General features: G+C 71.1%; 24 protein-coding genes, 1 pseudogene and 1 riboswitch. Of the genes and pseudogenes, 21 read left to right on the top strand and 4 right to left on the bottom strand.

The features are described 5' to 3' along the window. The first annotated feature begins 195 nt into the window (after window positions 1-195). The 7 genes and pseudogenes from OWR29_RS09470 to OWR29_RS09500 all read left to right on the top strand — a co-directional run. On the top strand, window positions 196-1143 hold the full coding sequence (locus OWR29_RS09470; RefSeq protein ID WP_267562201.1) for a glycosyltransferase family 2 protein: 948 nt from the start codon (window positions 196-198) through the stop codon (window positions 1141-1143). Window positions 1144-1243: 100 nt separating this feature from the next. Next, window positions 1244-2431 (top strand): esterase-like activity of phytase family protein, encoded by a 1188-nt coding sequence (locus OWR29_RS09475; protein ID WP_267562202.1) that lies wholly within the window; start codon window positions 1244-1246, stop codon window positions 2429-2431. A 299-nt stretch (window positions 2432-2730) separates the two neighbouring features. Then, window positions 2731-3309, top strand: a complete 579-nt coding sequence (locus OWR29_RS09480) for a TetR/AcrR family transcriptional regulator (RefSeq protein WP_267562203.1) — start codon at window positions 2731-2733, stop codon at window positions 3307-3309. A gap of 54 nt (window positions 3310-3363) precedes the next feature. Beyond that, the gene (locus OWR29_RS09485) at window positions 3364-3942 is read left to right on the top strand and encodes a hypothetical protein (RefSeq protein WP_267562204.1); all 579 of its coding nucleotides are present in this window, start codon (window positions 3364-3366) and stop codon (window positions 3940-3942) included. Next, entirely contained in the window at window positions 3939-5264 is a 1326-nt protein-coding gene (locus OWR29_RS09490) for an AMP-binding protein (RefSeq protein WP_267562205.1), read from the top strand. The genes OWR29_RS09485 and OWR29_RS09490 overlap by 4 nt, the downstream gene beginning before the upstream one ends. After that, window positions 5261-5944 (top strand): Pr6Pr family membrane protein, encoded by a 684-nt coding sequence (locus tag OWR29_RS09495; protein WP_267562206.1) that lies wholly within the window; start codon window positions 5261-5263, stop codon window positions 5942-5944. The genes OWR29_RS09490 and OWR29_RS09495 overlap by 4 nt, the downstream gene beginning before the upstream one ends. A gap of 1018 nt (window positions 5945-6962) precedes the next feature. Next, window positions 6963-7672: pseudogene (locus tag OWR29_RS09500) on the top strand (IS30 family transposase); the annotation flags it as partial. A gap of 37 nt (window positions 7673-7709) precedes the next feature. Here OWR29_RS09500 and OWR29_RS09505 read toward each other — a convergent pair. Further along, the gene (locus OWR29_RS09505) at window positions 7710-8162 is read right to left on the bottom strand and encodes a C40 family peptidase (protein ID WP_267562207.1); all 453 of its coding nucleotides are present in this window, start codon (window positions 8160-8162) and stop codon (window positions 7710-7712) included. A 29-nt stretch (window positions 8163-8191) separates the two neighbouring features. Next, a riboswitch (cyclic di-AMP (ydaO/yuaA leader) is annotated at window positions 8192-8342 on the bottom strand. A gap of 350 nt (window positions 8343-8692) precedes the next feature. Here OWR29_RS09505 and OWR29_RS09510 point away from each other — a divergent pair. From OWR29_RS09510 to OWR29_RS09545, 8 genes are read left to right on the top strand one after another with little or no spacing between them, the layout of a single operon-like run. Next, on the top strand, window positions 8693-9568 hold the full coding sequence (locus OWR29_RS09510) for an FAD binding domain-containing protein (RefSeq protein ID WP_267562208.1): 876 nt from the start codon (window positions 8693-8695) through the stop codon (window positions 9566-9568). Between the two features lie 2 nt (window positions 9569-9570). Beyond that, the gene (locus OWR29_RS09515) at window positions 9571-10041 is read left to right on the top strand and encodes a (2Fe-2S)-binding protein (RefSeq protein ID WP_267562209.1); all 471 of its coding nucleotides are present in this window, start codon (window positions 9571-9573) and stop codon (window positions 10039-10041) included. Then, the gene (locus tag OWR29_RS09520) at window positions 10038-12431 is read left to right on the top strand and encodes an aerobic carbon-monoxide dehydrogenase large subunit (RefSeq protein WP_267562210.1); all 2394 of its coding nucleotides are present in this window, start codon (window positions 10038-10040) and stop codon (window positions 12429-12431) included. Before OWR29_RS09515 ends, OWR29_RS09520 begins: the two co-directional genes overlap by 4 nt. A 7-nt stretch (window positions 12432-12438) precedes the next feature. Next, complete coding sequence (locus tag OWR29_RS09525; protein ID WP_267562211.1) at window positions 12439-13311, top strand: XdhC family protein; 873 nt, start codon at window positions 12439-12441, stop codon at window positions 13309-13311. A 3-nt stretch (window positions 13312-13314) separates the two neighbouring features. Next, on the top strand, window positions 13315-13887 hold the full coding sequence (locus OWR29_RS09530; protein ID WP_267562212.1) for a nucleotidyltransferase family protein: 573 nt from the start codon (window positions 13315-13317) through the stop codon (window positions 13885-13887). Further along, window positions 13884-14744, top strand: a complete 861-nt coding sequence (locus tag OWR29_RS09535) for an AAA family ATPase (RefSeq protein WP_267562213.1) — start codon at window positions 13884-13886, stop codon at window positions 14742-14744. The genes OWR29_RS09530 and OWR29_RS09535 overlap by 4 nt, the downstream gene beginning before the upstream one ends. Continuing rightward, a complete protein-coding gene (locus tag OWR29_RS09540; RefSeq protein ID WP_267562214.1) occupies window positions 14741-15667 on the top strand; it encodes an SRPBCC family protein in 927 nt (308 codons plus the stop codon). Before OWR29_RS09535 ends, OWR29_RS09540 begins: the two co-directional genes overlap by 4 nt. Further along, a complete protein-coding gene (locus OWR29_RS09545; RefSeq protein WP_267562215.1) occupies window positions 15654-16907 on the top strand; it encodes a vWA domain-containing protein in 1254 nt (417 codons plus the stop codon). The genes OWR29_RS09540 and OWR29_RS09545 overlap by 14 nt, the downstream gene beginning before the upstream one ends. Window positions 16908-16924: 17 nt before the next feature. Here the strand turns inward: OWR29_RS09545 and OWR29_RS09550 are convergent, their stop codons facing one another. Beyond that, window positions 16925-17512: a TetR/AcrR family transcriptional regulator gene (locus OWR29_RS09550; protein WP_267562216.1), complete on the bottom strand. Its 588-nt coding sequence runs from the start codon at window positions 17510-17512 to the stop codon at window positions 16925-16927. Between the two features lie 67 nt (window positions 17513-17579). Between OWR29_RS09550 and OWR29_RS09555 the strand changes: the two genes are divergently transcribed. Beyond that, on the top strand, window positions 17580-18200 hold the full coding sequence (locus tag OWR29_RS09555) for a CPBP family intramembrane glutamic endopeptidase (RefSeq protein ID WP_267562217.1): 621 nt from the start codon (window positions 17580-17582) through the stop codon (window positions 18198-18200). A gap of 9 nt (window positions 18201-18209) precedes the next feature. On the opposite strand, the gene OWR29_RS09560 is transcribed toward OWR29_RS09555, so the two are convergent. Further along, window positions 18210-19166, bottom strand: coding sequence for a LysR family transcriptional regulator (locus OWR29_RS09560; RefSeq protein ID WP_267562600.1), 957 nt, complete (start codon window positions 19164-19166; stop codon window positions 18210-18212). 127 nt (window positions 19167-19293) lie between these two features. Here OWR29_RS09560 and OWR29_RS09565 point away from each other — a divergent pair, with 127 nt between their 5' ends. The 3 genes from OWR29_RS09565 to OWR29_RS09575 all read left to right on the top strand — a co-directional run bounded on the left by OWR29_RS09565 (window position 19294) and on the right by OWR29_RS09575 (window position 21854). Then, window positions 19294-19926: a GntR family transcriptional regulator gene (locus OWR29_RS09565; protein ID WP_267562218.1), complete on the top strand. Its 633-nt coding sequence runs from the start codon at window positions 19294-19296 to the stop codon at window positions 19924-19926. Further along, window positions 19923-20936, top strand: coding sequence for a 1-aminocyclopropane-1-carboxylate deaminase (locus OWR29_RS09570; protein ID WP_267562220.1), 1014 nt, complete (start codon window positions 19923-19925; stop codon window positions 20934-20936). Before OWR29_RS09565 ends, OWR29_RS09570 begins: the two co-directional genes overlap by 4 nt. A 144-nt stretch (window positions 20937-21080) precedes the next feature. After that, window positions 21081-21854, top strand: a complete 774-nt coding sequence (locus OWR29_RS09575; RefSeq protein WP_267562221.1) for a SigB/SigF/SigG family RNA polymerase sigma factor — start codon at window positions 21081-21083, stop codon at window positions 21852-21854. On the opposite strand, the gene OWR29_RS09580 is transcribed toward OWR29_RS09575, so the two are convergent. Further along, window positions 21833-23161 (bottom strand): GH1 family beta-glucosidase, encoded by a 1329-nt coding sequence (locus tag OWR29_RS09580; RefSeq protein ID WP_267562222.1) that lies wholly within the window; start codon window positions 23159-23161, stop codon window positions 21833-21835. The two genes, OWR29_RS09575 and OWR29_RS09580, sit on opposite strands and share 22 nt — an antisense overlap. 111 nt (window positions 23162-23272) lie before the next feature. Here OWR29_RS09580 and OWR29_RS09585 point away from each other — a divergent pair, with 111 nt between their 5' ends. Together OWR29_RS09585 and OWR29_RS09590 are read left to right on the top strand one after the other, a co-directional pair. Next, window positions 23273-23644, top strand: coding sequence for a nuclear transport factor 2 family protein (locus OWR29_RS09585; protein WP_267562223.1), 372 nt, complete (start codon window positions 23273-23275; stop codon window positions 23642-23644). A gap of 2 nt (window positions 23645-23646) precedes the next feature. Continuing rightward, window positions 23647-24942, top strand: coding sequence for a serine hydrolase domain-containing protein (locus OWR29_RS09590; protein WP_267562224.1), 1296 nt, complete (start codon window positions 23647-23649; stop codon window positions 24940-24942). The last annotated feature ends 50 nt before the right edge of the window (window positions 24943-24992 follow it).

Raw genomic sequence — 24992 nt, forward strand, 5'->3', positions numbered from 1 at the left:
TGGCAGGTTGGTCCGGTTTGGTCGTCAGCGCCGCAAAGAGTGGCATTGCCGGGCCCGTTTCCCGGGCCGAAACAATGGCGCGGCAGCCGTTAATCAATTCCGGGCAGGCTCTTATGCAAATCATAGATTCGCTGTGTATGGTCCCGTCCGCAGGTTGATCAACTTCGCTTCACCGCGCCCCCAGGAGCGTCCGCCATGACCGAGAGCATCGACGTCAGCGTCGTCATCCCTACGCACAGCGAGCGTCGCTGGGCGTCGCTGTGCCGGACGATCGCCTCTGCCCAGGCCCAGACGGTGACGCCGGCCGAGGTCATCGTCGTGGTCGACCACAATCCCGAGCTGTTCGAGCGGGTCAAGGGCGAGTTCCCGGACGTCACCGTGCTCGAGAACGAGTCGGTGCGCGGCGCCTCGGGCAACCGGAACACCGGCGCCTTCCACGCCCGGTCCGAGCTGATCGCCTTCCTCGACGACGACACCGTCGCCCACCCCACCTGGCTCGGCCGGCTGGCGGCGCCGTTCGCCGACCCGGCCGTGGTCGGCGCGGGCGGGCTGATCATGCCGGCCTGGGAGCGCCGGCGCCCGTCGTGGCTGCCGGACGAGCTGCTCTGGACGGTCGGGGTCTCGTACGCGGGAATGCCCACCTCGGTCGCGGAGATCCGCAACGTCTGGTCGGCCAGCATGATGATCCGCCGCTCGGCCTTCGAGAAGGTCGGCGGCTTCCGGGTCGGCTTCGGCAAGCTCGGCGACCAGAACCGGCCCGAGGACACCGAGCTCTGCCTGCGGATCAGCGCCGAGACCGGCGGTCACTGGATGTACGTGCCGGACTCGGTCATCGAGCACGACGTGCCGCTCGACCGGTCGACGTTCCGGTTCTTCCTGCGCCGCTGCTACGCCGAGGGCCGGGGCAAGGTGCAGATGGCCGGCCTGCTGCCGCGCGACCAGAAGCTCGGCGCCGAGCAGGACTACCTGCGCCGCACCCTGCCCCGCGCGGTCGCCCACAACATCAAGGCGGCCACCCTGGGCCGCGGCGGCTTCCATGCGCTGCGCGCCGCCACCGTGATCGCCGCAGTGGCCGCGGCCGGCTTCGGCGGGGGAGTCGAGACGCTGGCCGCGCTCAGCGAGTCCGAGACGGCCACTCGCTAGCCCCTGGACCGGTTCGCACCGGCCTCGCCGCCACGAGGCCGGTGCGAGCCCGCAAGCCATTCGTCGATCACGATTAACCCGGGCTCCGTAGCCTCCGGCCATGCGAAAGATCGTCCGCAACGTTCTCGCCGGGACCGGCGTCCTGGCGCTCACCCTGTCGCTGGCCGGCACCGCGTCCTACGCCGGCGGCCACCGAGTCTCCAAGCCCACTCTCACCGGCTGGGCCTCGCTGCCCGCCGGCACCTTCGTCCCGGGCAGCGAGCCGTCCGGCGCGCTCGCCACCGGCAACCTCAACGGCTTCACGGTGCCCTTCGCCGACCAGCCGATCCAGGGCTTCTCGGGAATCGCCGACAACGGGGACGGCACCTTCGACGTGCTCTCCGACAACGGCTACGGCAACCAGGCCAACTCGGGCGACTTCCTGCTGCGCGTGCAGCGTCTGGCCCCGGTCTTCCGTACGAACAAGGTCGACGTTCTCGGCGGCATCAACCTGACCGACCCCGACGGCAAGATCTCGTGGAAGCTGACCCGGGAGGACCGCGTCCTCACCGGCGCCGACTTCGACCCCGAGTCGATCCAGAAGCTGGCCGACGGCACGTTCTACGTCGGCGACGAGTTCGGCCCGTACCTGCTGCACTTCGACCGCGCCGGCCGGCTGCTCGACGCGCCGGTTCCGCTGGAGGGCGTGATCGCGCCCGAGACCGCCGCCCGCACCGGCGCCACGGCGACCGCTCGCAGCAGCAAGGGTTTCGAGGGCCTGGCCCAGTCGCCCGACGGCCGCTACCTGTACGGGCTGCTCGAGGGCTCGATCACCGGCGACCCGGCCGGCGCGCTTCGGCTCAACGAGTTCGACGTACGCGCGAAGAAGTACACCGGCAAGCGGTGGACCTACCAGCTCGACAACCCGGACTTCGCCATCGGCGACGCGATCGCGGTCGACAGGAACCGCTTCCTGGTCATCGAGCGCGACAACGGCCAGGGCGCCACGGCCGTCGTCAAGAAGATCTACCTCGCCACCAAGCGCGGCGACCGTCTGGAGAAGACGCTGGTGGTCGACCTGATGAACGTGGCCAACCCGCGCAAGCTGGGCGGCTTCGGCCCGGTCTTCACGTTCCCGTTCCAGACCATCGAGGACGTCGTCATCCTGGACGACCGGACCATCGCCGTCCTCAACGACAACAACTTCCCGTTCTCGACCGGCCGCAGCGCCACCGCGGCCGACAACAACGAGTGGATCACCATCGCGCTGCCCAAGTCGCTCGACGTGGACAAGCGCCTCCTCAAGTAACGCCTGCTGATTCTGCGAAGCGCCCGGCCGCCTTCTTGGCGGCCGGGCGTTTTTGTGTTTCGTCAGCCACACTCGGGGCCTCCGCCGAGGATCACGATACCTAGCCTCCTAGGATGGTCAGACCGGGTGTACCTGCGGGGACTGGACCGGTGGGGGAAGCCGCGGATCGTCCGCGGAGGGAGACTCTTCGTCGGCCTCGAGTGTCTAAAGTGGAGTGATCACTCCGTTACAAAGGGGACGCTAGGCTGATGAACGGTCAACGAGCTGCCAAAGCGACAAACCGGACTGGAGTGTGAACCATGACCGCACGCGCGCCGCGTGCTGATGCATTGCGTAATCGGTCCCGCGTGCTTGCCGCGGCCGAGCAGGTGTTCGTGGCGCGAGGCACGGCGGTCTCCACCGAAGCGGTCGCCCGCGCGGCGGGGGTCGGCATCGGCACCGTCTTCCGGCACTTCCCGACCAAGGCGGCACTGATCGAGGCGGTCTTCCGCGAACGGCTGAGACGCTTCGGCGAAGAGGCCGACCAACTGGTCGGGGCCGAGGACCCGGGCGAGGCCATCTGGGTCTTCCTGGGCCGGGTGGCCGAGGTGGCCGCGGGCAAGCAGGACTGGGCCGACGCGTTCGCCGCCACGAACCTGCGGGACGCGCTCACGCCGGCGCGCGAACAGCTGCCCCGGGCGCTGGGCTCGTTGCTCTCGCGGGCGCAGGAGCAGGGGGCCATCCGCTCCGACGTCACCGTGGCCGAGCTGGTCGCGCTCATGCTGGCCGTCTCCCGGGTCCCCGAGCTGGACGCCGAGGGTGCCGCTCTGCGAGCCCGGGTGCTCGCGATCGTCTTCGACGGCCTGCGCCCCCAGCAAGGCGGTCTCCGCTCGCAGTAAGGCGGTCTCCGCCCGCCGCAAGGCGGTCTCCGCCCGCCGTCCTACAGTGGGCGGATGGCTCCGCTCACTGTCGCCTGGATCGACCACCACTACGACCGGGAGAACGCGGGGCTGGGCCGCAGCCGGTTCGCCGAACACGTGTGGGTGCACGCCAAAGAGTTCGGCGACTGCTGGGGTGACATCTCGCCGGTCGGGTTCGCCTGCGTGGCCTGGCGGCTGGCGACCGCCCCGCATCTCGACCCCGGTTTCGTCCGGCTGCACCGCCGCGTGCTGCGGGCCGAGTGCCGGCGCAACAGCTGGGACGGGTCGCTCACCGTCGCCGTCGAGCTGGTCGCCCCTTGGCCGGCCGGGCTGAGCGAATCGCAGGCGTGGACCCAGGACAGGGGCTGGCGGGGCTGGCCCGAGACGTTCGGCCAGTTCCTGACGCCGTCGCAGGAAGAGCTCAGCCGCGTGCCACATCTGCGCTCGGTGCTGACCGCCGAGGCGCCGCTGCCGCTGACCGATCTGCCCAAGGTTCCCGACGAGGCCGGGCCCGAGCTGCCCGACCTGGCCGAGCGCACCGTCACCGTCCTCGTCCGGGAGCTGAACGACCTGCTCAGCCCGATGGTGAGCCGGCTCGAGGGCGCCCGATGACCCGGCTGCTGGGGGCGCTGCACAACGACGCCGACCTGACCGGCGCCGTACGCGATCCGGAAACGACCCTTCCGCGGCATGAGCTGCTGGAACGGGCCTCGGGGCTGGCGGCCGAGATCGCCGGCCGGCGCATGGTGGCGGTCCGCGCGACGCCGACCGTCGACACGATTGTCGTGATCACCGCCGCCCTGCTGGCGGGCGTGCCCGTCGTACCTGTGCCGCCCGACGCCGGCGAACTCGAGCGCGCCCACATCCTCGACGACTCCGGCGCCGAGCTGATCGAGGCGCGGACGACCGGCACCAACCACCGTGTGCCGGACGAGCCCGACCCGGATGCGCCCGCCCTGGTCCTCTACACGAGCGGCACCACCGGCCCGCCCAAGGGCGCCGTCCTCTCGCGGCGCGCCCTGGCCGCCGACCTCGACGCGCTGGCCCAGGTCTGGCAGTGGACCGCCGGCGACACCCTTGTGCACGGGCTCCCGCTCTTCCACGTGCACGGGCTGGTGCTGGGCGTGCTCGGCCCTCTGCGCATCGGCTCGCGGCTCGCCCACACCGGCAAACCCACACCCCAGGCGTACGCGGCCACGCCCGGCACGATGTACTTCGGCGTACCCACCGTCTGGTCCCGGATCTGCGCCGCGCCCACCGAGGCCCGCGAGCTGCGCCCGGCCCGCCTGCTCGTCTCCGGCAGCGCGCCCCTGCCCGCCCCGGTCTTCGACGCGATGCGCGAGCTCACCGGTCAGGCCCCGGTCGAGCGCTACGGCATGACCGAGACCCTGATCACGGTGAGCGCCCGGGCCGACGGCGAACGCCGCCCCGGCCAGGTCGGCCTGCCGATCCCGGGCGTCGAGACGCGCCTGGTCGACGACGCCGGCGCGCCGCTGGACGAGCCGGGCACCATCGGCCACTTGCAAGTGCGCGGGGCCACCCTGTTCGACGGCTACCTGCGCCAGGCGAGGCCCGAGGGCTGGTTCGTCACCGGCGACGTGGCCACGATCGGCGCCGACGGCTGGCACCGCATCGTCGGCCGCGCCTCCACCGACCTGATCAAGACCGGCGGCTACCGGGTCGGCGCGGGCGAGGTCGAGGACGCGCTGCTGCTGCACCCGGCCGTCCGCGAGGCCGCGGTGGTCGGCACGCCGCACCCCGACCTCGGCGAGCAGATCACCGCGTACGTCGTCGCCGAAGGCGCCACCGAGCGTGACCTGATCGCCTGGGTCGCCGACCGTCTGGCCGCCCACAAGCGACCCCGAGCCGTGCGTCTACTCGACGCGCTGCCGCGCAACGCCATGGGCAAGGTGCAGAAGGGCGCCCTGCGTTGAGCCCGCAACTGGTGCTGCGCGCGCTGATCGTCCTCTCCGGGCTGACCGGCCTGCTGATGGGCGAGCACCGCCTGGCCTACTACACCAGCCAGAGCAACATCATCACGCTCGGCTACTTCGGCGGCGTCCTCTACTGGATGATCCGCCGCCGCACGACCGACCCTGCCGCACCCCGCCTGCGCGGCGCGGTCACCCTGTGGATCGTCATCACCGGCCTGATCTCCCTCTTCATGCTGCAGCACGGCGCGAACCCGCTGCCCGGCCTGACCGTCGCCGACCCGGCCACGCGGGTCATGAACTGGTCGCTGTTCCTGGTCCACTACGTGGTGCCGGTGCTGGTGCTCACCGACTGGCTGGCGTTCGGCCCCCGCCGCGTCTCCCCTTGGCGCGACCTTCCGCTGTGGATCCTGTTCCCCCTCGCCTACGGCGCGACCTCGGTGGCCCGGGCGATCGCCTTCCCCACGGTCAGCGACCGCTACCCCTACTTCTTCCTGAATCCCACTTCCCATGGGTACGGGTGGGTGGGCGGCCAGTTCGTCAAGCTGGGGCTCATCTTCGCCGCGCTCGGGGCCTTGCTTCTGGCGTACGACCGACTGGCCGCCCGCTTCCCTCGGCGCCCGGACGTCACCGACGCCGCCGGTGCAAAGTTGCCTACCCGCGCCGACGCATGGAATCCATAGCGCCGGCCCGCCGGTTCCACTGGCGGCACTACGGCGCCGGCCATTTGCAGTTGATGCTGCACGCCCAGGCCGACGACACCCACGACGAGCACCTCAACGTGCTGTTCGAGGGCGTCCGCGCGGTCAAGCTGCGCACGTCCTACCGGCCGCTGATCCTCCGGCTCGCCGACGCCGAAACCCGCGCGGACACCGCCACCCTCGCCGAGGCCGGCGGTTTCGCCGACGCCGCTCGCTTTTCCCGTCGCCTCGCCCATGCCGCCGGTTCCGCCGACGCCGCTCGCTTTCCCGCTGCCTCGCCGAGGCCGCCGGTTCCGCCCGCACTTCCCGCCGCCCCGCCGATGCCGCCGACGCCGCTCGCTTTTCCCGCTGCCTCGCCGAGGCCGCCGGTTCCGCCGACGCCGCCCGCTTTTCCCGCCGCCCCGCCGATGTCGCGGGCTCCGCCCGTGAGGCGGCGCTTCGGAACGCTGACGACGCCGTTCCCGCGGTTATCCACAATGCCGAGTTGTCCACAGGCCACGACGTGGAGATCGCCGAGACTTGTCACACTTAGCGGTGGCGGGGGACCTCCAGGGTGCCCGCTTTCAAGGGAACGTTGCACCACCCCTGCTCGTGGGGGGTGACAATGTTTGCAGATCATGTGGCCGGCTGGGTGCCGGGTGGTGCCAAGGACACGCAACGGCGCCGGTATTTCGAGTTGCTGGCGCAGGGCATGGGCACGACTGAGGCCTGCCGGATTGTCGGTGCGGACCGGCTACGAGTGGCGTCATGCCGATTCGCGCCGTTCTCGTAAGGCCTATCTGGTTGGCGAGGCAGCGTGAGCAGCGGGTAGCCGCTGCGGCCGCGGCCGCAGCGGCTGAAGCGGCGAGTTCGCCGCGGTATCTGTCGCAGCCTGAGCGGATCGTGATCGCCGATCGGCTGCTGGCCGGGGGCAGCCGGGCAGCGATCACGTCAGAGCCGGGCCGGGCCGCGGTGCACGATCAGCCGGGAGGTCCGCCGTAACCGCCACCGCGACGTCAGCTATCAGCCCTGCACCGCGCAGCAGCATGCCCAGAGCCGCCGGCCCCGGCCTAAGCCCCGCAAACTCGCCGTTAACCAGCCGCTGCACCGAGCAGTGCAAGCCATGCTCGAACAGCGATACAGCCCGCAGCGGATCAGCCGCCGGCTACGCCTGGAACATCCGGAGCAAAGCGAGCGGCACGTGTCCCACGAAACGATCTACCAGGCCATCTACGTCCAAGGCCGCGGCTCGTTACGCCGCGAACTGGCGGGAAGGTGACCTGATGATCGGTAAAGACAACCGGTCGGCGATCGGCACCCTGGTCGAACGCAGCACCCGCTACGTGATGCTGCTGCACCTGGGCCGCAGCCAGAACGCCGAACGCGTCCGTGACGCCCTGCTGCACACCGTGGCGACACTGCCGCAGCATCTGAAACGGACACTGACCTGGGACCAAGGCGTCGAAAGGGCATTGCATCACGAGTTCAGCATCGCGACGGGCATGCCGGTCTACTTCTGCGACCCCCACTCGCCCTGGCAACGCGGCTCGAACGAGAACACCAACGGACTGCTGCGCCAATACTTCCCGAAAGGCACTGACCTCGCCCAGCACACACCCGAAGAGTTGGCCGCTGTCGCGGCCGAACTCAGCGGCGGCCCTCGGCTGGCACACACCAGCCGAGCGTCTGGCTACACTTCTGGACTTCAACGGTGGTGCAACGACCCCTTGAAACTGCCGTGGGTGGGCTCTGTCCCGGCAGCCAGAAGTCAGGCGCCGACGCGGGCGAAGTGGACCTGGTTCCAGTTCCAGATCTTGGCCAGCTTGACGCGGTCGCCGGGCTTGGGGGCGTGCCACACCTGGCCGGCGCCGGCGTAGACGGCCACGTGGTAGGCGCGGCTTCCCGACACCCAGAAGACCAGGTCGCCCGGGCGGGCTGCGGCCTTCGAGATCTTGCGCGCGGCCTGATATTGGGCCTGCGCGGTGCGGGGCAACTTCAGGCCGACTTTCCCGTACGCGTAACCGGCGAGCCCGGAGCAGTCGAACGCGCCCGGTCCGCGGGCGCCGTACTTGTAGGGCTTGCCCTTCTGGGCCCGGGCGAACGCGACGACCTTGAGCCCGCGGGCGGCCACGGCGGCCGGGGCCGCGGGTGCCGCCGAGGCGGCCGCGGGGGTGACGAGCAGGGTGGTGGCGATGGCCGTCGCAGCGATCAGGAGCAGCAAGCGGCGCAGCGTCTGGACAGACAAATCGATCCTCGGTCCTTCAACCGCCTGCGAGGTTAGCTGTCGGATTAGGCCTGAAGGCGGCCCGTCGCTCGCGCGACTTCACCCCGAGCCGGTCCACACGGACCGGCGAAATGGTTTCCCCGTTCCCGCCCACTGAAGTCCTGTCGATGTCAGGTCGGCCGCTTCCGGGTGGGCGGGACTCGGCGTCCCGGGGCGGCACGGGATGACGATCGGCCGGTTCGAGCGAACCTGATGCTTTCGCAGGGGCCTCAGCGGAAACACTTGTCACGGATCGGAATCTTCGGCGGATGTCTTTCCGGACATCGGGGATCAGCGGGGAGTGACCGGCGCGATTTCCGGCGCGGCAGGCGGTGAGGCTCGTCACCCAAATGGTCCTGATCAGCGGCCCGCCCGGTCTTCGAATGCACCCCGAATGACTACGCAGAGCAACCTAAGGCATCTCTTAGGTAGCTGTTGACATTGGACGGCGCTCAGGAAAGATGCCTGTCAATCGCAGGAGGTGCAGCGTGCAGGTGCCGGCCCCGTTCGAGTACGAACGTGCCACCAGTGTGGACCAGGCCATCGGTCTGCTGGAACGTCTGGGCAGCTCAGCGCGGCTGGTGGCGGGCGGTCACAGCCTGCTGCCGATGATGAAGCTGCGGCTGGCCAACTTCGACTATCTGATCGACATCAACCCGCTGCACGCCGAGCTGGGCTACATCCGGCCGGTCGGCGACGAGGTTCGCATCGGGGCGCTGACCCGGCACCGCGAGCTGCTGGAGTCCGACGAGCTGGCCGCCGCGTTCCCGATCTTCCGGGACGCCGAGCGGGTGATCGCCGACCCGGTCGTACGCAACCGGGGCACGCTGGGCGGCTCGCTGTGCCAGGCCGACCCGTCGGAAGACCTCTCCGCGGTGTGCACGACGCTGGACGCGCGCTGCGTGATCCGCGGGCCGGGCGGCGCCGAGCGGGTCGTGACGATGGAGGAGTTCCACGTCGGCCCGTACGAGACGGCGGTCGGCGACGACGAGATGCTGACCGAGATCCGGTTGCCGCTGCGGCCGGGTGGGGGCAGCGCGTACGAGAAGGTGGAGCGCCGCGCGGGCGACTGGGCCGTGGTGTCGGCCGGCGCCGCGGTGTGGCTGGCCGCCGACGGCACGATCACCGACGCCCGGGTGGGTCTGGCCGCCGTCGGGCCCAACACCACCGGCATCCCGGAGGTCTCGGCCGCCCTGCGGGGCCGCGAACCGGCCGAGGATCTGTACGAACAGGCCGGCGCGATCGCGGCGCGCAGCTGCGACCCGGCCACCGACCAGCGGGGCAGCGCCGACTACAAACGCCACCTGGCCGACGAGCTGACCCGGCGGACGCTGCGCACCGCCGTGGCCCGGGCGAGGAGCTGAGCATGCAGGTCACCATGACCGTGAACGACGTCGAGGTCACCCGGGAGATCGAGGGCCGGCTGCTGCTCGTGCACTTCCTGCGCGACACGCTGAGCCTGACCGGCACCCACTGGGGCTGCGACACCAGCAACTGCGGCACCTGCGTGGTGTGGCTGGACGGCGAGCCCGTCAAGTCGTGCACCGTGCTCGCCGCCATGGCCGACGGGCACGAGGTCCGTACGGTGGAAGGCCTGGCCAAGGGGGCGGAGCTCGACCCCATCCAGGAGGGCTTCATGCAGTGCCACGGCCTGCAGTGCGGCTTCTGCACGCCCGGCATGATGATGACCTGCCGGGCCCTGCTCGACAAGAATCCCGACCCCACCGACGCCGAGATCCGCGAGGCCATCTCGGGCCAGATCTGCCGGTGCACGGGCTATTCCACGATCGTCCGCTCGGTGCGCTGGGCGTCGGTCCACGAGGCGGCGAACAAATGACGACAGTCGAAGAGCCGAAGACCACCACGTTCGACGACAACGACCAGAAGCCTGTCGGCTTCGGGCGCATGCTGCGCAAGGAAGACCCGCGACTGCTGCGCGGGCGCGGCCGCTTCACCGACGACGTGCAGCTGCCGGGCATGCTGCACCTGGCCATTCTGCGCTCGCCGTTCGCACACGCCCGCGTGGTGAGTGTGGACACCAGCGCCGCCGAGGCCTCGCCCGGCGTGAAGGCCGTGGTCACCGGCGAGACGCTGAAGGGGCTGGGCCTGGCCTGGATGCCGACGCTCTCCAACGACGTCCAGGCGGTGCTGGCCACCGACAAGGTGCGCTTCCAGGGGCAAGAGGTCGCGTTCGTCGTGGCCGAGGACAGGTACGCGGCCCGCGACGCGCTCGAGCTGATCGACGTCGAGTACGAGGTGCTCGACCCGGTCATCGACGTGCGGCAGGCCCTCGCACCGGACGCCCCGCTGATCCGCGACGACCTCGAGGGCAAGACGAACAACCACTGCTTCGACTGGGAGACCGGCGACGCCGACGAGACCGAGGCCGTCTTCGCCCGGGCCGACGTCGTCGTGAAGCAAGACATCGTCTACCCGCGCGTGCACCCGGCGCCGATGGAGACGTGCGGCGCGGTGGCCGACTTCGACGCGGTCGAGGGCCGGTTGCGGCTGTGGTCGACCACCCAGGCCCCGCACGCCCACCGCACCCTGTATGCGATCGTGGCCGGCCTGCCCGAGCACAAGATCCAGGTGATCGCGCCGGACATCGGCGGCGGCTTCGGCAACAAGGTGCCGATCTACCCGGGCTACGTCTGCGCGATCGTCGGCTCCATCGTCACCGGTAAGCCGGTGAAGTGGATGGAGGACAGGTCGGAGAACCTGATCAGCACCGGGTTCGCCCGCGACTACATCATGCGCGGCGAGATCGCGGCCACCCGCGACGGCAAGATCCTGGCCATCCGCACCAACGTGCTGGCCGACCACGGCGCGTTCAACGGCACGGCGGCGCCGGTCAAATATCCGGCCGGCTTCTTCGGCGTCTTCACCGGCAGCTACGACATCGAGGCCGCCTACTGCAAGATGACCGCCGTCTATACCAACAAGGCCCCGGGCGGGGTCGCGTACGCCTGCAGTTTCCGCATCACCGAGGCGGTGTACCTGGTCGAGCGCATCGTCGACTGCCTGGCCGCCGAACTTCAGATGGACCCGGCCGAGCTGCGCCTCAAGAACTTCATCCAGCCCGATCAGTTCCCGTACACGACCAAGACCGGGTGGGTGTACGACTCGGGCAACTACGAGCCGACGATGCGCCAGGCCATGGAGATCGCCGGGTACGCCGAGCTGCGCCGGGAGCAGGAAGAGAAGCGGGCCCGCGGCGAGCTGATGGGCATCGGCATCTCGTTCTTCACCGAGGCGGTCGGCGCCGGGCCGCGCAAGAACATGGACATCCTCGGGCTCGGGATGGCCGACGGGTGCGAGCTCCGGGTGCATCCGACGGGCAAGGCGGTCGTACGGCTGTCGGTGAAGACGCAGGGGCAGGGGCACGAGACGACGTTCGCCCAGATCGTGGCGGAAGAGATCGGCATCCCGCCGGCCGACATCGAGGTCGTGCACGGCGACACCGACCAGACGCCGTTCGGCCTGGGCACGTACGGAAGCCGCTCGACGCCCGTCTCGGGTGCGGCCGCCGCGCTGGTCGCTCGCAAGGTGCGCGACAAGGCGCAGCTCATCGCCTCGGCCATGCTTGAAGTGACGGTGGCCGACCTGGAGTGGGTCAAGGGCTCGTTCCAGGTCAAGGGCGACCCGGCCAAGGCGGTCACCATCCAGCAGATCGCGATGCGGGCCCACGGCGCGGGCGACCTGCCCGACGGCGTGGAGGGCGGGCTCGAGGCCCAGATCTGCTACAACCCGTCCAACCTGACGTATCCGCACGGCGCCTACATCTGCGTCGTCGACATCGACCCCGGCACGGCTCAGGTCAAGGTGCGGCGCTTCATCGCGGTCGACGACTGCGGCACCCGCATCAACCCGATGATCATCGAGGGCCAGGTCCACGGCGGTCTCACCGACGGCGTCGGCATGGCGCTGATGGAGATGATCTCGTTCGACGAGGACGGCAACTGCCTCGGCGCGTCGCTGATGGACTACCTGATCCCGACCTCGCTCGAGGTGCCCGACTGGGAGACCGGCTACACGGTCACGCCGTCGCCGCACCACCCGATCGGGGCCAAGGGGGTGGGGGAGTCGGCCACGGTCGGCTCGCCGCCGGCCATCGTCAACGCCGTGGTCGACGCCCTGCAGCCGTACGGGGTGCGCCACGCCGACATGCCGTTGACGCCCTCGCGGGTGTGGGACGCGATGCGCGGCCGAGCCACCCCACCGATCTGAGGTGCCCATGTCTTCTGTCGCCGAGAAAGCCGCCGACCTCGCCCGGGCCCGCCGGCCGTTCGTGCACGCGACGGTAGTCCGCGCCCAGGAGCCGACGTCGGCCCGACCCGGCGACGACGCGGTCATCCTCGACGACGGCTCGATCGAGGGGTTCGTGGGCGGGGTGTGCGCCGAGAGCTCGGTGCGGGCGGCGGCCCTGGACACCCTGAAGGACGGCAACACGCTGTTGCTGCGGGTGCTGCCGGACGACGCGGCGGGGTTCCCCGAGACGCCGGGCGCGCTGGTCGTGGTCAACCCGTGCCATTCGGGCGGGGCGATCGAGATCTTCCTGCGGCCGGTGCTGCCCAAGCCGCTGCTCGGTGTCGTCGGCAGCACGCCGATCGGGCGGGCGGTGGCCTCCCTGGCGGAGTTCCTCGATTTCGAGGTCGCGCCGGATTCGTCCTTCGAGGGCGCGGCGGCCGTCGTGGTGGCCGGGCTGGGACGCGACGAGGAGAAGGCGATCAGGGCGGCGCTGGACGCTTCCGTTCCGTACGTGGCGCTGGTGGCCAGCCACAAGCGGGGCGCGGTGGTGCTCGACGGCATGGGCCTGACCGAGGACGAGCGCGCCCGGGTGCGGCCGCACGCCGGGCTCGACATCGGGGCCCGCACGCCGAAAGAGATCGCGCTCTCGATCCTGGCCGAGGTCGTCCGCGAGCTGCGGGCCAACGCCACGTCGCCCGACGACATGGTGCATCCGAAGGAGCCCTCGCCCCGGCAGGCCGTCGACCCCGTCTGCGGCATGACCGTCCTCATCGACGACGACACGCCGCACGCCGTCGTCGACGGGCAGGACTACTGGTTCTGCCGGGTGGGGTGCCGCGACAGCTTCGTGGCGGCCTAGCCGATGGGGGTCACCGGGCTGGTGCTGGCGGCGGGCGGATCGCTGCGGCTGGGCGAGGCCAAGCAACTGCTTCCCTACCGCGGCCGTACGCTGCTCGACGCCACGCTCGATGTCGCGCGTTCCTGCGGCTTCGACCAGCTGCTGGTCACGCTGGGCGGCTCGGCCCCGGCCGTCCGCGACCAGGTGGATCTCTCGGGCTGCACGGTGATCGAGAACCCGTCGTACTCGGCCGGCTGTGGTTCGTCGGTCAGTTCGGCGATTTCCCGCGTACGCGGCGGTTCGCTCGTCCTGCTGCTCGGTGATCAGCCCGGCGTGCGCGCGTCCTCCGTGCGGGCGCTGCTGGCCGCACCGACCTCGATCGCGGTGTGCCGCTACGACGACGGGCTCGGGCATCCGTTCCTGTTCCGCCGGCCGGTCTTCTCCGAGCTGGCCGGCCTGCACGGCGACAAGGCGGTGTGGAAGCTGCTGCACTCGGGCGCCTTCCCGGTGACCGAGGCGCCGGTGGACGGGCCGGTGCCGATCGACGTGGACACGCGGGCCGACTACGAGCGTCTGCTGGCCGGTGAGGCCCGGTGATCGACGCTGCCGACGTGCGGGCGCGGCTTGACGCCGTCGACTATCTGGTCGACGACGGCCTGGCCATGGCCGTGTTCCTGGCTCTGCGGCTGGGCAAGCCGTTGCTGCTCGAGGGGGAGCCCGGCGTCGGCAAGACCGCGGCGGCCAAGGCGTTGTCGCTCGCGCTGCCGGCGCCGCTCATCCGGCTGCAGTGCTACGAGGGGCTGACCGCGGGCGAAGCCCTCTACGAGTGGAACTACCAGCGGCAGCTGCTCGCCATCCGGCTGGCCGAGGCCCGGCACGAGAAGCTGACCGACGCCGACCTCTTCACGGCGGAGTTCCTGCAGGAAAGACCGATCCTGCGGGCCGTACGCCATTCCGGGCCCACGCCGCCGGTGCTGCTCATCGACGAGATCGACCGGGCTGACGACGAGTTCGAGGCGCTGCTGTTCGAGTTCCTGGGCGAGGCCGCGATCACCGTCCCCGAGCTGGGCACCTTCACCGCGCTGCGGCCGCCGGTCGTGGTGCTCACCTCCAACCGCAGCCGCGACCTGCACGACGCCCTGCGCCGCCGCTGCCTCTACCACTGGATCGAGTTCCCGGCCCCGGCCCGCGCCGCCGAGATCGTGCGGCGCTCGGTTCCCGGGGCCACGGAACCGCTCATCCGCAGCGCCACCGAGTTCATCGGGCGCGTCCGCGGTCTCGAGCTCGACAAGGCGCCCGGCCTAGCCGAGACGATCGACTGGGTGTCGGCCCTGTCCGCGCTCGGCGTCGCCGACCTAACCGACGCCGCGGTCGTCACCACGCTCGGCACCATCGCCAAGACCCCCGACGACCGGACCGCCGTCGCCCTCGCCGTCCACCAGGAGACGTCATGAAGATCACCAACGAGTTCACCGTGCACACCCCGATCGACCGGGCCTGGGCGGCGCTGACCGACCTGCCCGGCATCGCCCCCTGCCTGCCCGGCGCCCAGCTGACCGGGGTCGACGGCGACGTCTACAACGGCAAGGTCAAGGTGAAGGTGGGCCCGGTGATCTCCGACTTCACCGGCACGGCCCGCTTCACCGAGAAGGACGACGACTCCTACCGGGCGGTGATCGATGCCAAGGGCCGCGACTCCCGGGCCGGTGGCAACGCCGCCGCCCTGATCACGGCCGCCCTGACCGCGGAGGGCGACAGCACGCTGGTCACCGTCGACACCGACCTGAAGATCAGCGGCAAGCTGGCCCAGTTCGGCAGCGGCATGATCAAAGAGATCTCGAACAAGCTGCTGGCCCAGTTCGTCACCAACCTCGAGGCCAAGCTGGCCACCGACGACGCCACCGATGCATCGCCCGCCCCTGAATCCTCGGCCGCGGCCCCCGAACTCCGCGCCGCTGCGCCGGTCGTGGCCGCCTCCACCCCGTCGGCCGCCGCTGTCGGGACAGCCCCCGAAACCGGCGTCGCCGAGGCCCCCGGAGTGCCCGCCGCCCGGCCCGGCCCCGAAGCCCCCAGCCCCGCGACGCTGACCGCGAACCTGATCCCGGCCGACCCGGGCGCCGCCGAGCCGGCCACCCCCGCCGTGGCCGGAAGCGACCCGCTCGCCGCCGCCACGACGACAGCCCCCAGCGCAGTGACGGCCCCGCCCGCGGCTACCACCCCGCCCGCGCCGACGAAGGTAGCCGTGGCCGCCGGCGAGCCCGAAGCCCTGGACCTGCTCGCTGTCGCCGGCAGTTCTGTCTACAAGCGACTTCTCCCGCTGGGCGTCGTCGTGGCCGTGATCGTCGCCGTCATCGCGTGGCTCGTTGGCCGCCGCTGAGTTTCCCTCCGGCGCGGCGCCCCGGCACCCCCGTCCGGGCAGCCCGCCGCCGGCCCGGCCGGTGCTGCTGCGTGGCACCGACCGGGCCGCCCTGGCCGTGGCGCTGGTCGACCGCCTGCGCCGGGCGGGCCTGACCGCCGGTCTCACCGAGACGGGCGACCTGGTCCACGCCATCGAGGTGAGCCCGCCCCTCACTGTCGACGCTCTCTACTGGACGGCCCGGGTGGCCCTGGTTCGCCGCCAGCCCGACCTGGCGGTCTTCGACGAGGTGTTCGCCGCCGTCTTCGCCGACGCCCCACCCCTGCCGCTCAGTCGTCAGGCCGGAAACACCCCGGCCCGCCGGGACGACGTGCACGTCCCCGTCCCGGCCGACACCCGGGACGGAGCCGACGGCGGCGGCCTGCCCTGGGCCACCCTGCCCCCGGCCGTCGCCCCGGCCGACCCGACCGACTCGGCGCTGCACATTCCGGAACGCCGCCCCAGCGCCCTGGCCGCCCTGGCCGACCTGCCCTTCGAAGACCTGGATCCCGCCCGGACCGAACTGCTGGGCGAGGCGCTGCGGGCCGCCCTGACCCGCTGGCCCACCCGCCGGACCCGCCGCCACGCCGCCGACCCGTCCGGCCGCCGCATCGCCCTGCGCCCGACCATCGCCCGCGCCCGCCGCACCGCCTGGGAGCCGGTGGCGCTCGTCCGCGAACGCCCCGTCCGCCGCCCCCGCCGCGCCGTGCTGCTCTGCGACGTGAGCGAGTCGATGCGCGCCCAGGCCACCGCCTATCTGCATCTGATGCGCGCCTTCACCCTGGTGGCCGACGCCGAGGTCTTCGCCTTCGCCACCACCCTGACCCGCCTCACCCCGGCCCTGCGGCACACTTCCGCCGCCGAGGCCGTCACCCGCGCCGGCGCCCTGGTCACCGACCGCTTCGGCGGCACCAGGATCGCCACCAACCTCGCCGCCGTCCTCGACTCGCACCACGGCAACACCCTGCGCGGCGCCCTGGTGATCGTCGCCTCGGACGGCTGGGACAGCGACCCGCCCGACCGGATGGACGCCGTCATGTCCCGCCTGCGCCGCCGCGCCCACCGCATCCTCTGGCTCAACCCGCGCGCCGGCGCCCCCGGCTTCGCCCCGCGTGTGGCCGGCATGGCCGCCGCCCTGCCGTACTGCGACCACCTGCTGCCGGCGGCCACCTTCCACGACCTGACCCGTGCCGCCCGCCTTCTGCAGGACCTGCGCTATTGAGTTGTCAACGTGGGTGATCAGGGTGGTGAGAGCAGGGCGCGGACGGCCGCGACGACGTCATCTTCAGCGGACGGGGAAGTGGTGCCGGTGGCGTGCTGGGCGGCGCCGTCGAGGAGCCATTGGGTCCACATCGCCAGGTGGACCGGGGAGGCGTCGCCCCTGATCTCCGACCGGGCCGAGGCGTCGGACAAATGACGTACGAGGAAGGCTCTGATCAGCGAAGCCTCGTCTTCGAGGACGGTGGCGACCTCGGGTAGCAGCTCGACGCCCGCGACGGCGTGCACGAAGCCGCCGAAGTGGGGGTCGGACATCTCGGCCTGGACGCCGCCGGCGTAGGCCAGGACGGCCGGCAGCCCAATGCTGTGGGTCTCGATGCGCGACAGGGCCTGGCGGGTCTGCTGCAGCCCGGCGCTCAGGATGCCGACCAGGACGTCGAGCTTGGCCGGGAAGTAGTGGAAGAACGTGCCCGACGAGATGCCGGCGCCGCGGCAGATCGACGCGGTGCTGGTGCGGTCGTAGCCGGCCACCGCGAACTGCCGATACGCCTCGTGCAGGATCGCCTCGCGCCGCTCGGCGTGACGCCTCTCGTCCACGATGCGACCCATCGGTGCCTCCTTCCCGGCCAGAACATCTTTGCTGGAGCGTTCGCTCTAGAGCGGCTACTCTAGCAAAATGAAAGTGGTTCTGGGAGGGCTGGTTCTGGCCTACGTTCCGATGTGGCTGCCCCCGCTGAGCCGGGCCGCCGGCATCGACATCGGCATCGAGGGGCCGGCTGCCTCGATCTTCTGGAACGCCCTGACGGTGGCCCTGCTCGTGGCCTACATCTACGGGGTGGAGCGCCGCCGGCTCGATTCGATCCGCCTGATCCGGCCGACCGGCAAAGACCTCGAAGGGGCGCTGATCCTGTTCGGCGCCCACATGGGCTGGACGTGGCTGGCCCACACGATCCGTCCGCCGCCGGCCGACGAGGGAACCGCCGCCATCACGGCCATGTCCGTCCTCGCCGTGGTCGCGTTGATCCTGTCCGTGGCGGTCTTCGAGGAGGTGTTGTATCGCGGCTACCCGATAACGCGGCTGGTCGAGGTGACCGGGCGGCCCTGGGCGGCGCTGGCCGTCACGGTTCCGCTGTTCGTGGCGCCGCACTTGGTCTTCTTCTCACCGTCCTGGCTGTTCTATCAGGCCTCCGGCACGGTTGCGCTGTTCGTGCTCTTCGTCTGGCGCCGCAACCTGGTGGCCTGCATGCTCTTGCATCTGGGCATCAACCTGCCCATCCTGGTCCCCGCACTGGCCTGACCGCGGATCTCAGCTCCAGAGGGTCACGTGCACCGAGGGGCGGAAGTGGCCGGCCTTCGCGCCGGCGCCGCGCATCATGGCCTGGATGGCCCGGGGCGTGCAGGCGAAGCGGGAAAGTTCGGCCGCCGCCGAGGGGGCGCCCTGGTCGGCCAGGGTGAGGGCGTGCCAGCCCGCCTCGAGGACGGCGTGCGGGCTGGGCAGTTGAACGAGAGTGCCGTTGCGGATGTCGGGGGCCACGGCGAACGCCAGCGCGGGGGCCAAGCCCTTGCCGCGCTTCGCCTCCTCCAGGGCGGCGGCGTTGCTCTGATAGATCTGCTGACGGTCCTCGGGGACGCCCAGGCGGGCCAGCAGGTCGGGGAAGGCGCCCGAGCTGGCGGTGGCGGACGGGCCGAGCAGCCACGTCTGGTCGCGTAGCTGGGCGGCCGACGGGCGCAAGTGGACGATCGGGTTGTCCGGGCCGGCCACGACCACGACGCGGTAGTTCATGACCGGGCGGGCGGCCAGCGCCGGGTCGAGCACGGCGGGCGGCGGGCCGACGGCGATGTCGATCGTGCGGCTCAGCAGCAACGCCTCGAACGCGCCGGGGTCGCGGACGCTCAGTTCGAGATCGAGATCGTCGGCCCGGGCGGCGAAACGCTCGATCAGGCCGGGCGCGGCGTGCTCGGCGAACAGGCTCGAGGCGCCCACACGGAGCAGGCGGCGGCCGCGGCCGGCCGCGCTTACCTCGAGCACAGTGATGTCCTGCAGGCCAAGCAGCTCGGTGGCCCGGCTGGCCAGACGCAGGCCACCAGGGGTGAAGGCCAGCCCGGCCGCCGTACGGGAAAAGAGCTGATCGCCGAGCTCCCGCCGCAACTGTCCGATGTGCAGCGAGATCGCGGACTCGGACACCGACAGGTGAGCCGCCGCCTGTTTGACCGAGCCGAGCCGCACGACGGCCGAGTAGGCGCGCAGCTGCGTCGGAGTCATCACCGGCGCTCACCCATGTTCCGCCCCCAGAGCCGATCCCGAGTCGTTCTCGCAATTTAGCGCAGCAACCTGGGCGAAAACTGCCCCCGGTAGACAGCCCGCGTATCTGACATCTAACATTTCAACCGTGGAACGGGTGCAACGCAGACTTCTGCGCGAGACGGCGTACGAGGCGATTCGTGACGCCGTCGTGCGCGGCGACCTCGCGCCGGGGGCAGCGGTGAACAGCGCCGAGCTGGCCGATCAGCTCGGCCTGTCCCGGGCTCCGGTGCGGGACGCGCTAGCTCGCCTGGCCGACGAGGGCCTGGTCGAGACAAAGCCGCAGAGCTACACGCGGGTGACCCAGGTGGCGCCGAGCGAAGTGCGCGATGCTGCAGCGGTTGTGCGCGCGATGCACGAATTGGCCGCCTCGACCACCGTCGGCGCCCTGCAAACGGACGACATCGCGCAGATGCGTGCGGCAAACGAACGTTTCGAGGCCGCCGCGCGCGCCGGGGACATCGACGCGGCCATGGCGGCCGACGACGAATTGCACGGGGTGCTGGTGAAAGCGAGCGGCAACCGCGCGCTGGCCGCCACCATCGAGCGCTACACGCCGCTCATCCGCCGGCTCGAACGCCTGCAGTTCGGCCGGGACCACGCCCGCCGTTCGGTCGAGCGGCACGACGACCTGATCGCCGCCTGCGCTGCCGGCGACGCCCCGGCGGCGACCCATCTGACGTCGCTCATCTGGCGCTCCTTGGAAGAGGGAACCGAATGATCACCTTTGACCGTTACCCGCTGCTGTTCGGCCCGTCCCCGGTGCACAAGCTCGAGCGGCTCACCGCCCACCTCGGCGGCGCCGCCGTCTGGGCCAAGCGCGAGGACTGCAACTCCGGCATCGCGTACGGCGGCAACAAGACCCGCAAGCTCGAATACCTGGTGGCCGACGCGCTGGCCCAGGGCTGCGACACGCTCGTCTCGATCGGCGGCGTCCAGTCCAACCACACCCGCCAGGTCGCCGCCGTCGCCGCGCGGGCCGGCCTCAAGTGCGTGCTCGTGCAGGAGAGCTGGGTCGACTGGCCCGACTCGGTGTACGACAAGGTCGGCAACATCCTGATCAGCCGGCTGGCCGGGGCCGAGGTGCGCCTGGTCCGCTCCGAGTTCGGCATCGGCTTCAAGGAGAGCTGGGAGCAGGCTCTGCGCGACATCGAGGCCGCCGGCGGCAAGCCCTACGCCATTCCCGCGGGCGCCTCCGACCACAAGCTCGGCGGCTTGGGCTTCGCCAATTGGGCGTACGAGGTGAAGGCGCAGGAGGAGGAACTCGGAGTCTTCTTCGACACGGTGATCGTGTGTTCGGTGACGGGCAGCACTCAGGCCGGGATGATCGCCGGTTTCGCCGCGCTGGAGGACGCCGGCGGACGTCCCCGTCGCGTGCTCGGCATCGACGGCAGCGCCAAGCCGGCCGAGACCCACGCCCAGGTCGCCCGGATCGCCCGCAACACCGCGTCCCTGATCGGCCTGGGGCGGGAGCTGAAGGACGACGAGATTCTGCTCGACGACCGCTACCACGCCGGCACCTATGGCATCCCCGACGAGACCACCCTGGACGCGATGCGCCTGGCCGCCCGCACCGAGGGCATGGTGACCGACCCGGTCTATGAGGGTAAGTCCATGGCGGCCCTGATCGACCTGGTCAGCCGGGGTGAGATCGCCCGCGACTCCACTGTTCTCTACGCCCACCTCGGCGGCCAGCCCGCCCTCAACGGCTACAGCGCGCTGTTCAGCTGATCGGGTGTTCGGATGATCTGTGACTGGACGGTTGTCGTGATCTCCCACCTGTTCGGGTGAGTTTGGGCAGGGGGGTGCTGCGGGCAAGAGAGGCGGGCGTTGCCGGTGATCGCGATGGTCGCCCGCGGAGAAGGAGCCTCGTACATGTCTGTCATCACCGCCTCAGCCGACACGGATACCGCGAGTGAGCTGATCACGGCGATGGCCGCCCTGCCGGCCGGGCACCCGTCCCGCTCCGAGCTGCGCGACCGGGCTATCGAAGCTTGGCTGCCGCTGGCCCGCCACCTCGCGCAGCGCTACGCCGGCCGCGGCGAGCCCGCCGACGACCTGTTCCAGGTGGCCGTGGTCGGCCTGATCAAGGCGGTCGACCGCTGGGAGGCCGACCGCGGCGTCGACTTCGCCGGGTACGCGATCCCGACCATCGTGGGCGAGATCAAGCGGCACTTCCGCGACCGCACCTGGTCGGTCCGCGTCCCCCGCCGCCTGCAGGAGATGCGCCTGGCCATCACCGCGGCCAATGCCTCGCTCAGCCACCAGCTGGGCCGGGCCGCCACCGTGGCCGACATCGCCGCTCACCTCAACGTCACCGAGGAAGAGGTGCTGGAAGGCCTGGAAGGCGCCCGCGCCTACAACGCCACCAGCCTCTCCACCCCGGTCAGCGCCGACGGCACGACCGAGCTCGGCGACACCCTCGGCGGCGAGGACAGGGAGTTCGACGCCGTCGAGTTCCGGGTCGCCCTGGGCCCGGCCCTGGCCACCCTGGACGAGCGTGAGCAGCGCATCGTCCACCTGCGCTTCTACGGCAACCTGACCCAGACCCAGATCGCCGAGCAGGTCGGCATCTCGCAGATGCACGTCTCGCGGCTGCTCACCCGGGCGCTGGCCAAGCTGCGCGGTCACCTCGGCGAGGCGGCCTGAGCTTCGAGGGCTGAGCGCAGCCAGCGGTAGGACTCTCTCGGCGTACGGGAAAGGGTCTCGAAATCGACCTCGACCAGGCCGAACCGCTGGCTGTAGCCCTCGGCCCACTCGAAGTTGTCGAGCAGTGACCAGACGAAATAGCCGCGCACGTCGACCCCGGCCGTGATGGCGTCGTGCACCGCCCGCAGGTGGGCGTCCAGGTAGTCGATCCGGAACTGATCCTGGACGCCGGCCGCGGTGGAACAGCCGTTCTCGGTGATGTGGATCGGCGGCAGCGCGTCTCCGTACGTCTCCCGCAGGCCGGTCAGCAGGTCGGTGAGCCCGGACGGAACCACCGGCCAGCCGAACGCCGTCGTCGGGTAACCCTCGATCTGTTGCGGGTCGAACGGCAGCGGTGAACCCTCGGCCGGGGCGCCGACCTGGGTCGGGTTGTAGTAGTTGATGCCCAGCGCGTCGAGCGGCGTGCTGATCACCTCGAGGTCGCCCTCGCGCACGAGATCGCCGAGGGCGGCCGCCAGGAAGTCGGGGTACGAGCCGAGCAGCACCGGATCATTGAACAGCCGGTTGTGGAAGGCGTCGTACATCGCCGCCGCCGTGACGTCGCCCGCGTCCTCCCCGGCCGGCCACACCGGCGTGCAGTTGTTCGTGATCATCACCTCGGCCGCGCCCGCCGCCCGCAACGCCCGCGCGGCCAGCCCGTGGCCGAGCAGTTGGTGGTGCGCGACCGGCAGCGCGTCGAGCATGAGCGTCCGGCCCGGGGCGTGCGTCCCGTACGCGTACCCCTGGGCCATGTGCACGACCGGCTCGTTGAGCGTGATCCAGCGCCGCACGCGGTCGCCCAGGCGGGTCACCACATGGGACGTGTAGTCGGAGAAGTACGAGGCCGTGTCCCGGGTCAGCCAGCCGCCCTTGTCCTCGAGCGCCTGCGGCAGATCCCAGTGGAACAGCGTCGGCACCGGCACGACGCCCTTCTCGAGCAGCGCGTCGACCAGCCGGTCGTAGAAGTCGAGGCCGGTCCGGCTGGGCACGCCCGACCCGGTCGGCTGCACGCGCGGCCAGGCGATCGAGAACCGGTAGGCGCCCACGCCGAGGTCGGCCAGCAGAGCGACGTCTTCGGGGTAGCGGTGGTAGTGGTCGCACGCCACGTCGCCGGTGTCCCCGTTGAGCGTCTTGCCGTCGGTGTGCGAGAACGTGTCCCAGATCGACGGGCCGCGCCCGTCCTCGGTCACCGCCCCCTCGATCTGGTACGAGGCCGTCGAGCAGCCGAAGAGAAAACCGTCCGGGAAGCGGGGCAGCGGATCGACCATGCCCCGACATTATTGAGTTCCCGGGTCCCAGTCCACGCCTCGACGTGGGGCTGGTTACAGAGGAGCGGCGCTGTCTGGACGTCGCCGGTGAGCCGTGATGTTCTTGGGCGCATGAGCGTTGACCAGGAACTTCTGACCGAGCTGGCGCACCGCAACCTGCTGGGTGTCTTCGGCGAGCGCGACCCGCAGAAACGCGCGGCCGTGATCGCCGAGATCTACGCCGAGCAGGTCACCTTCTCCGACCCGGACGAGGTCGTGGTGGGCCGCGACGCGCTCGGCGAGAAGGCCCAGCGCCTGCTCGACCAGGCCCCCGGCTTCGCGTTCAGCCCGGCCGGCCCGGTCCGCACCAGCGGCAACCTCACCATGCTGGCCTGGCACCTCGGCCCCGAGGGCCAGCCGCCGGTGGCCAGCGGCCTGGACGTCTCGATCGTCGAGGACGGCCGCATCGCCCACCTCTACACACTCCTCGACCCGCCGGCCTGACCGTGGAGCGGCTGCACGAGCTGGCGGCCCGCTACGACGTCCCGGGCGCGGCCGTCGCGATCGGTCACGGCGACGAGCTGATCGAGGCGGCGACCGGGGTGCTCAACCTCGAGACCGGGGTCGAGGCCACTCCCGAGAGCGTGTTCCAGATCGGCTCGGTCACCAAGGTGTGGACCGCCGCGCTGGTCATGCAGCTGGTCGACGAGGGCCTGGTCGTCCTCGACGAGCCGGTGCGCCGCTACTTGCCCGCCTTTGCGGTGGTCGACGCGGAAGCGAGTGAGTCGGTCACCGTACGGCAGCTGCTCACACACACGGGCGGCTTCGACGGCGACCTGTTCGAGGACACGGGTCGCGGCGACGAGGCGCTCGACCGCTACCTGGCCTATCTGGGCGACAACGCCACGCAGTTCGCGCCGCCGGGCGAGCTGTACTCGTACTCCAATTCGGGTTTCGCCGTGCTGGGGGCGCTGGTCGCGAGGCTGCGCGGCGGCACGTACGAGTCGGTGCTGCGCGACCGGCTGATCGAGCCGCTCGGCGCCCGCCACATGGCCCTGCTGGCCGAGGAGGCGATCCTCTTCCGGGCCGCGGCCGGGCACGTACGCGGTGAGGTGGCCCGCCCGTGGCAGATGCCCCGATCGCTCGCGGCGGCCGGCGCCACCGCGTGTGCCGCTCCGCGCGATCTCGTCCGGTTCGGGCGGCTGTTCCTGAACGAGGGCGAGCGGTTGTTGTCGCCCGGCGCTGTCGCGGCCATGACGTCGCAGCAGCTCGCTCTGCCCGGAGTGCCGGCTGGGCGTCGTGGGCTCGGCTTCGAGCTCTTCGCATGGGACGGTCAGGCCGCGTACGGCCACGACGGCGACACTATCGGCCAGGCCACCGTGTGGCGGGTCGTTCCGAGCCACCGCCTCGTGGTCGCCATCAGCGCCACCGGCGCCGGCTCGGCCGGCTTCTTCGACGAACTGCTGGCCGGCATCGTGCACGACCTGACCGGCCTGACCGTTCCGGGCCGCCCGGTACCACCGGCGGGCCCGCACGAGCCGGGTCCGGCCCGGTTCGCCGGACGCTACGAGTTCCCCCTGGGTTCGTACGAGATAGTCGCGACCGGCGACGGCCTCGAGGTGACCGCCACCCCGCGCGGCCTGGCCGCCGAGGCCGGCGAGAGCCGCACCACCCGCCGCTACGTGCTGCTTTCCGGCACCACGTACATCAGCGCCGAGCCGTTCCAGGACCGCCACGACACGTTCACCATCGTCGGCGACGGCCAGTACTTCTACGGCGGCCGGCTCGCCCGGCGGGTCTGACAGCTTCCTGACTTCTCGTCGCCAGGCTGGGCGCTCGGCCCGGGAGCGGC

The organism is Paractinoplanes pyxinae (genome assembly GCF_026626335.1).
Lineage (GTDB): Bacteria > Actinomycetota > Actinomycetes > Mycobacteriales > Micromonosporaceae > Actinoplanes > Actinoplanes pyxinae.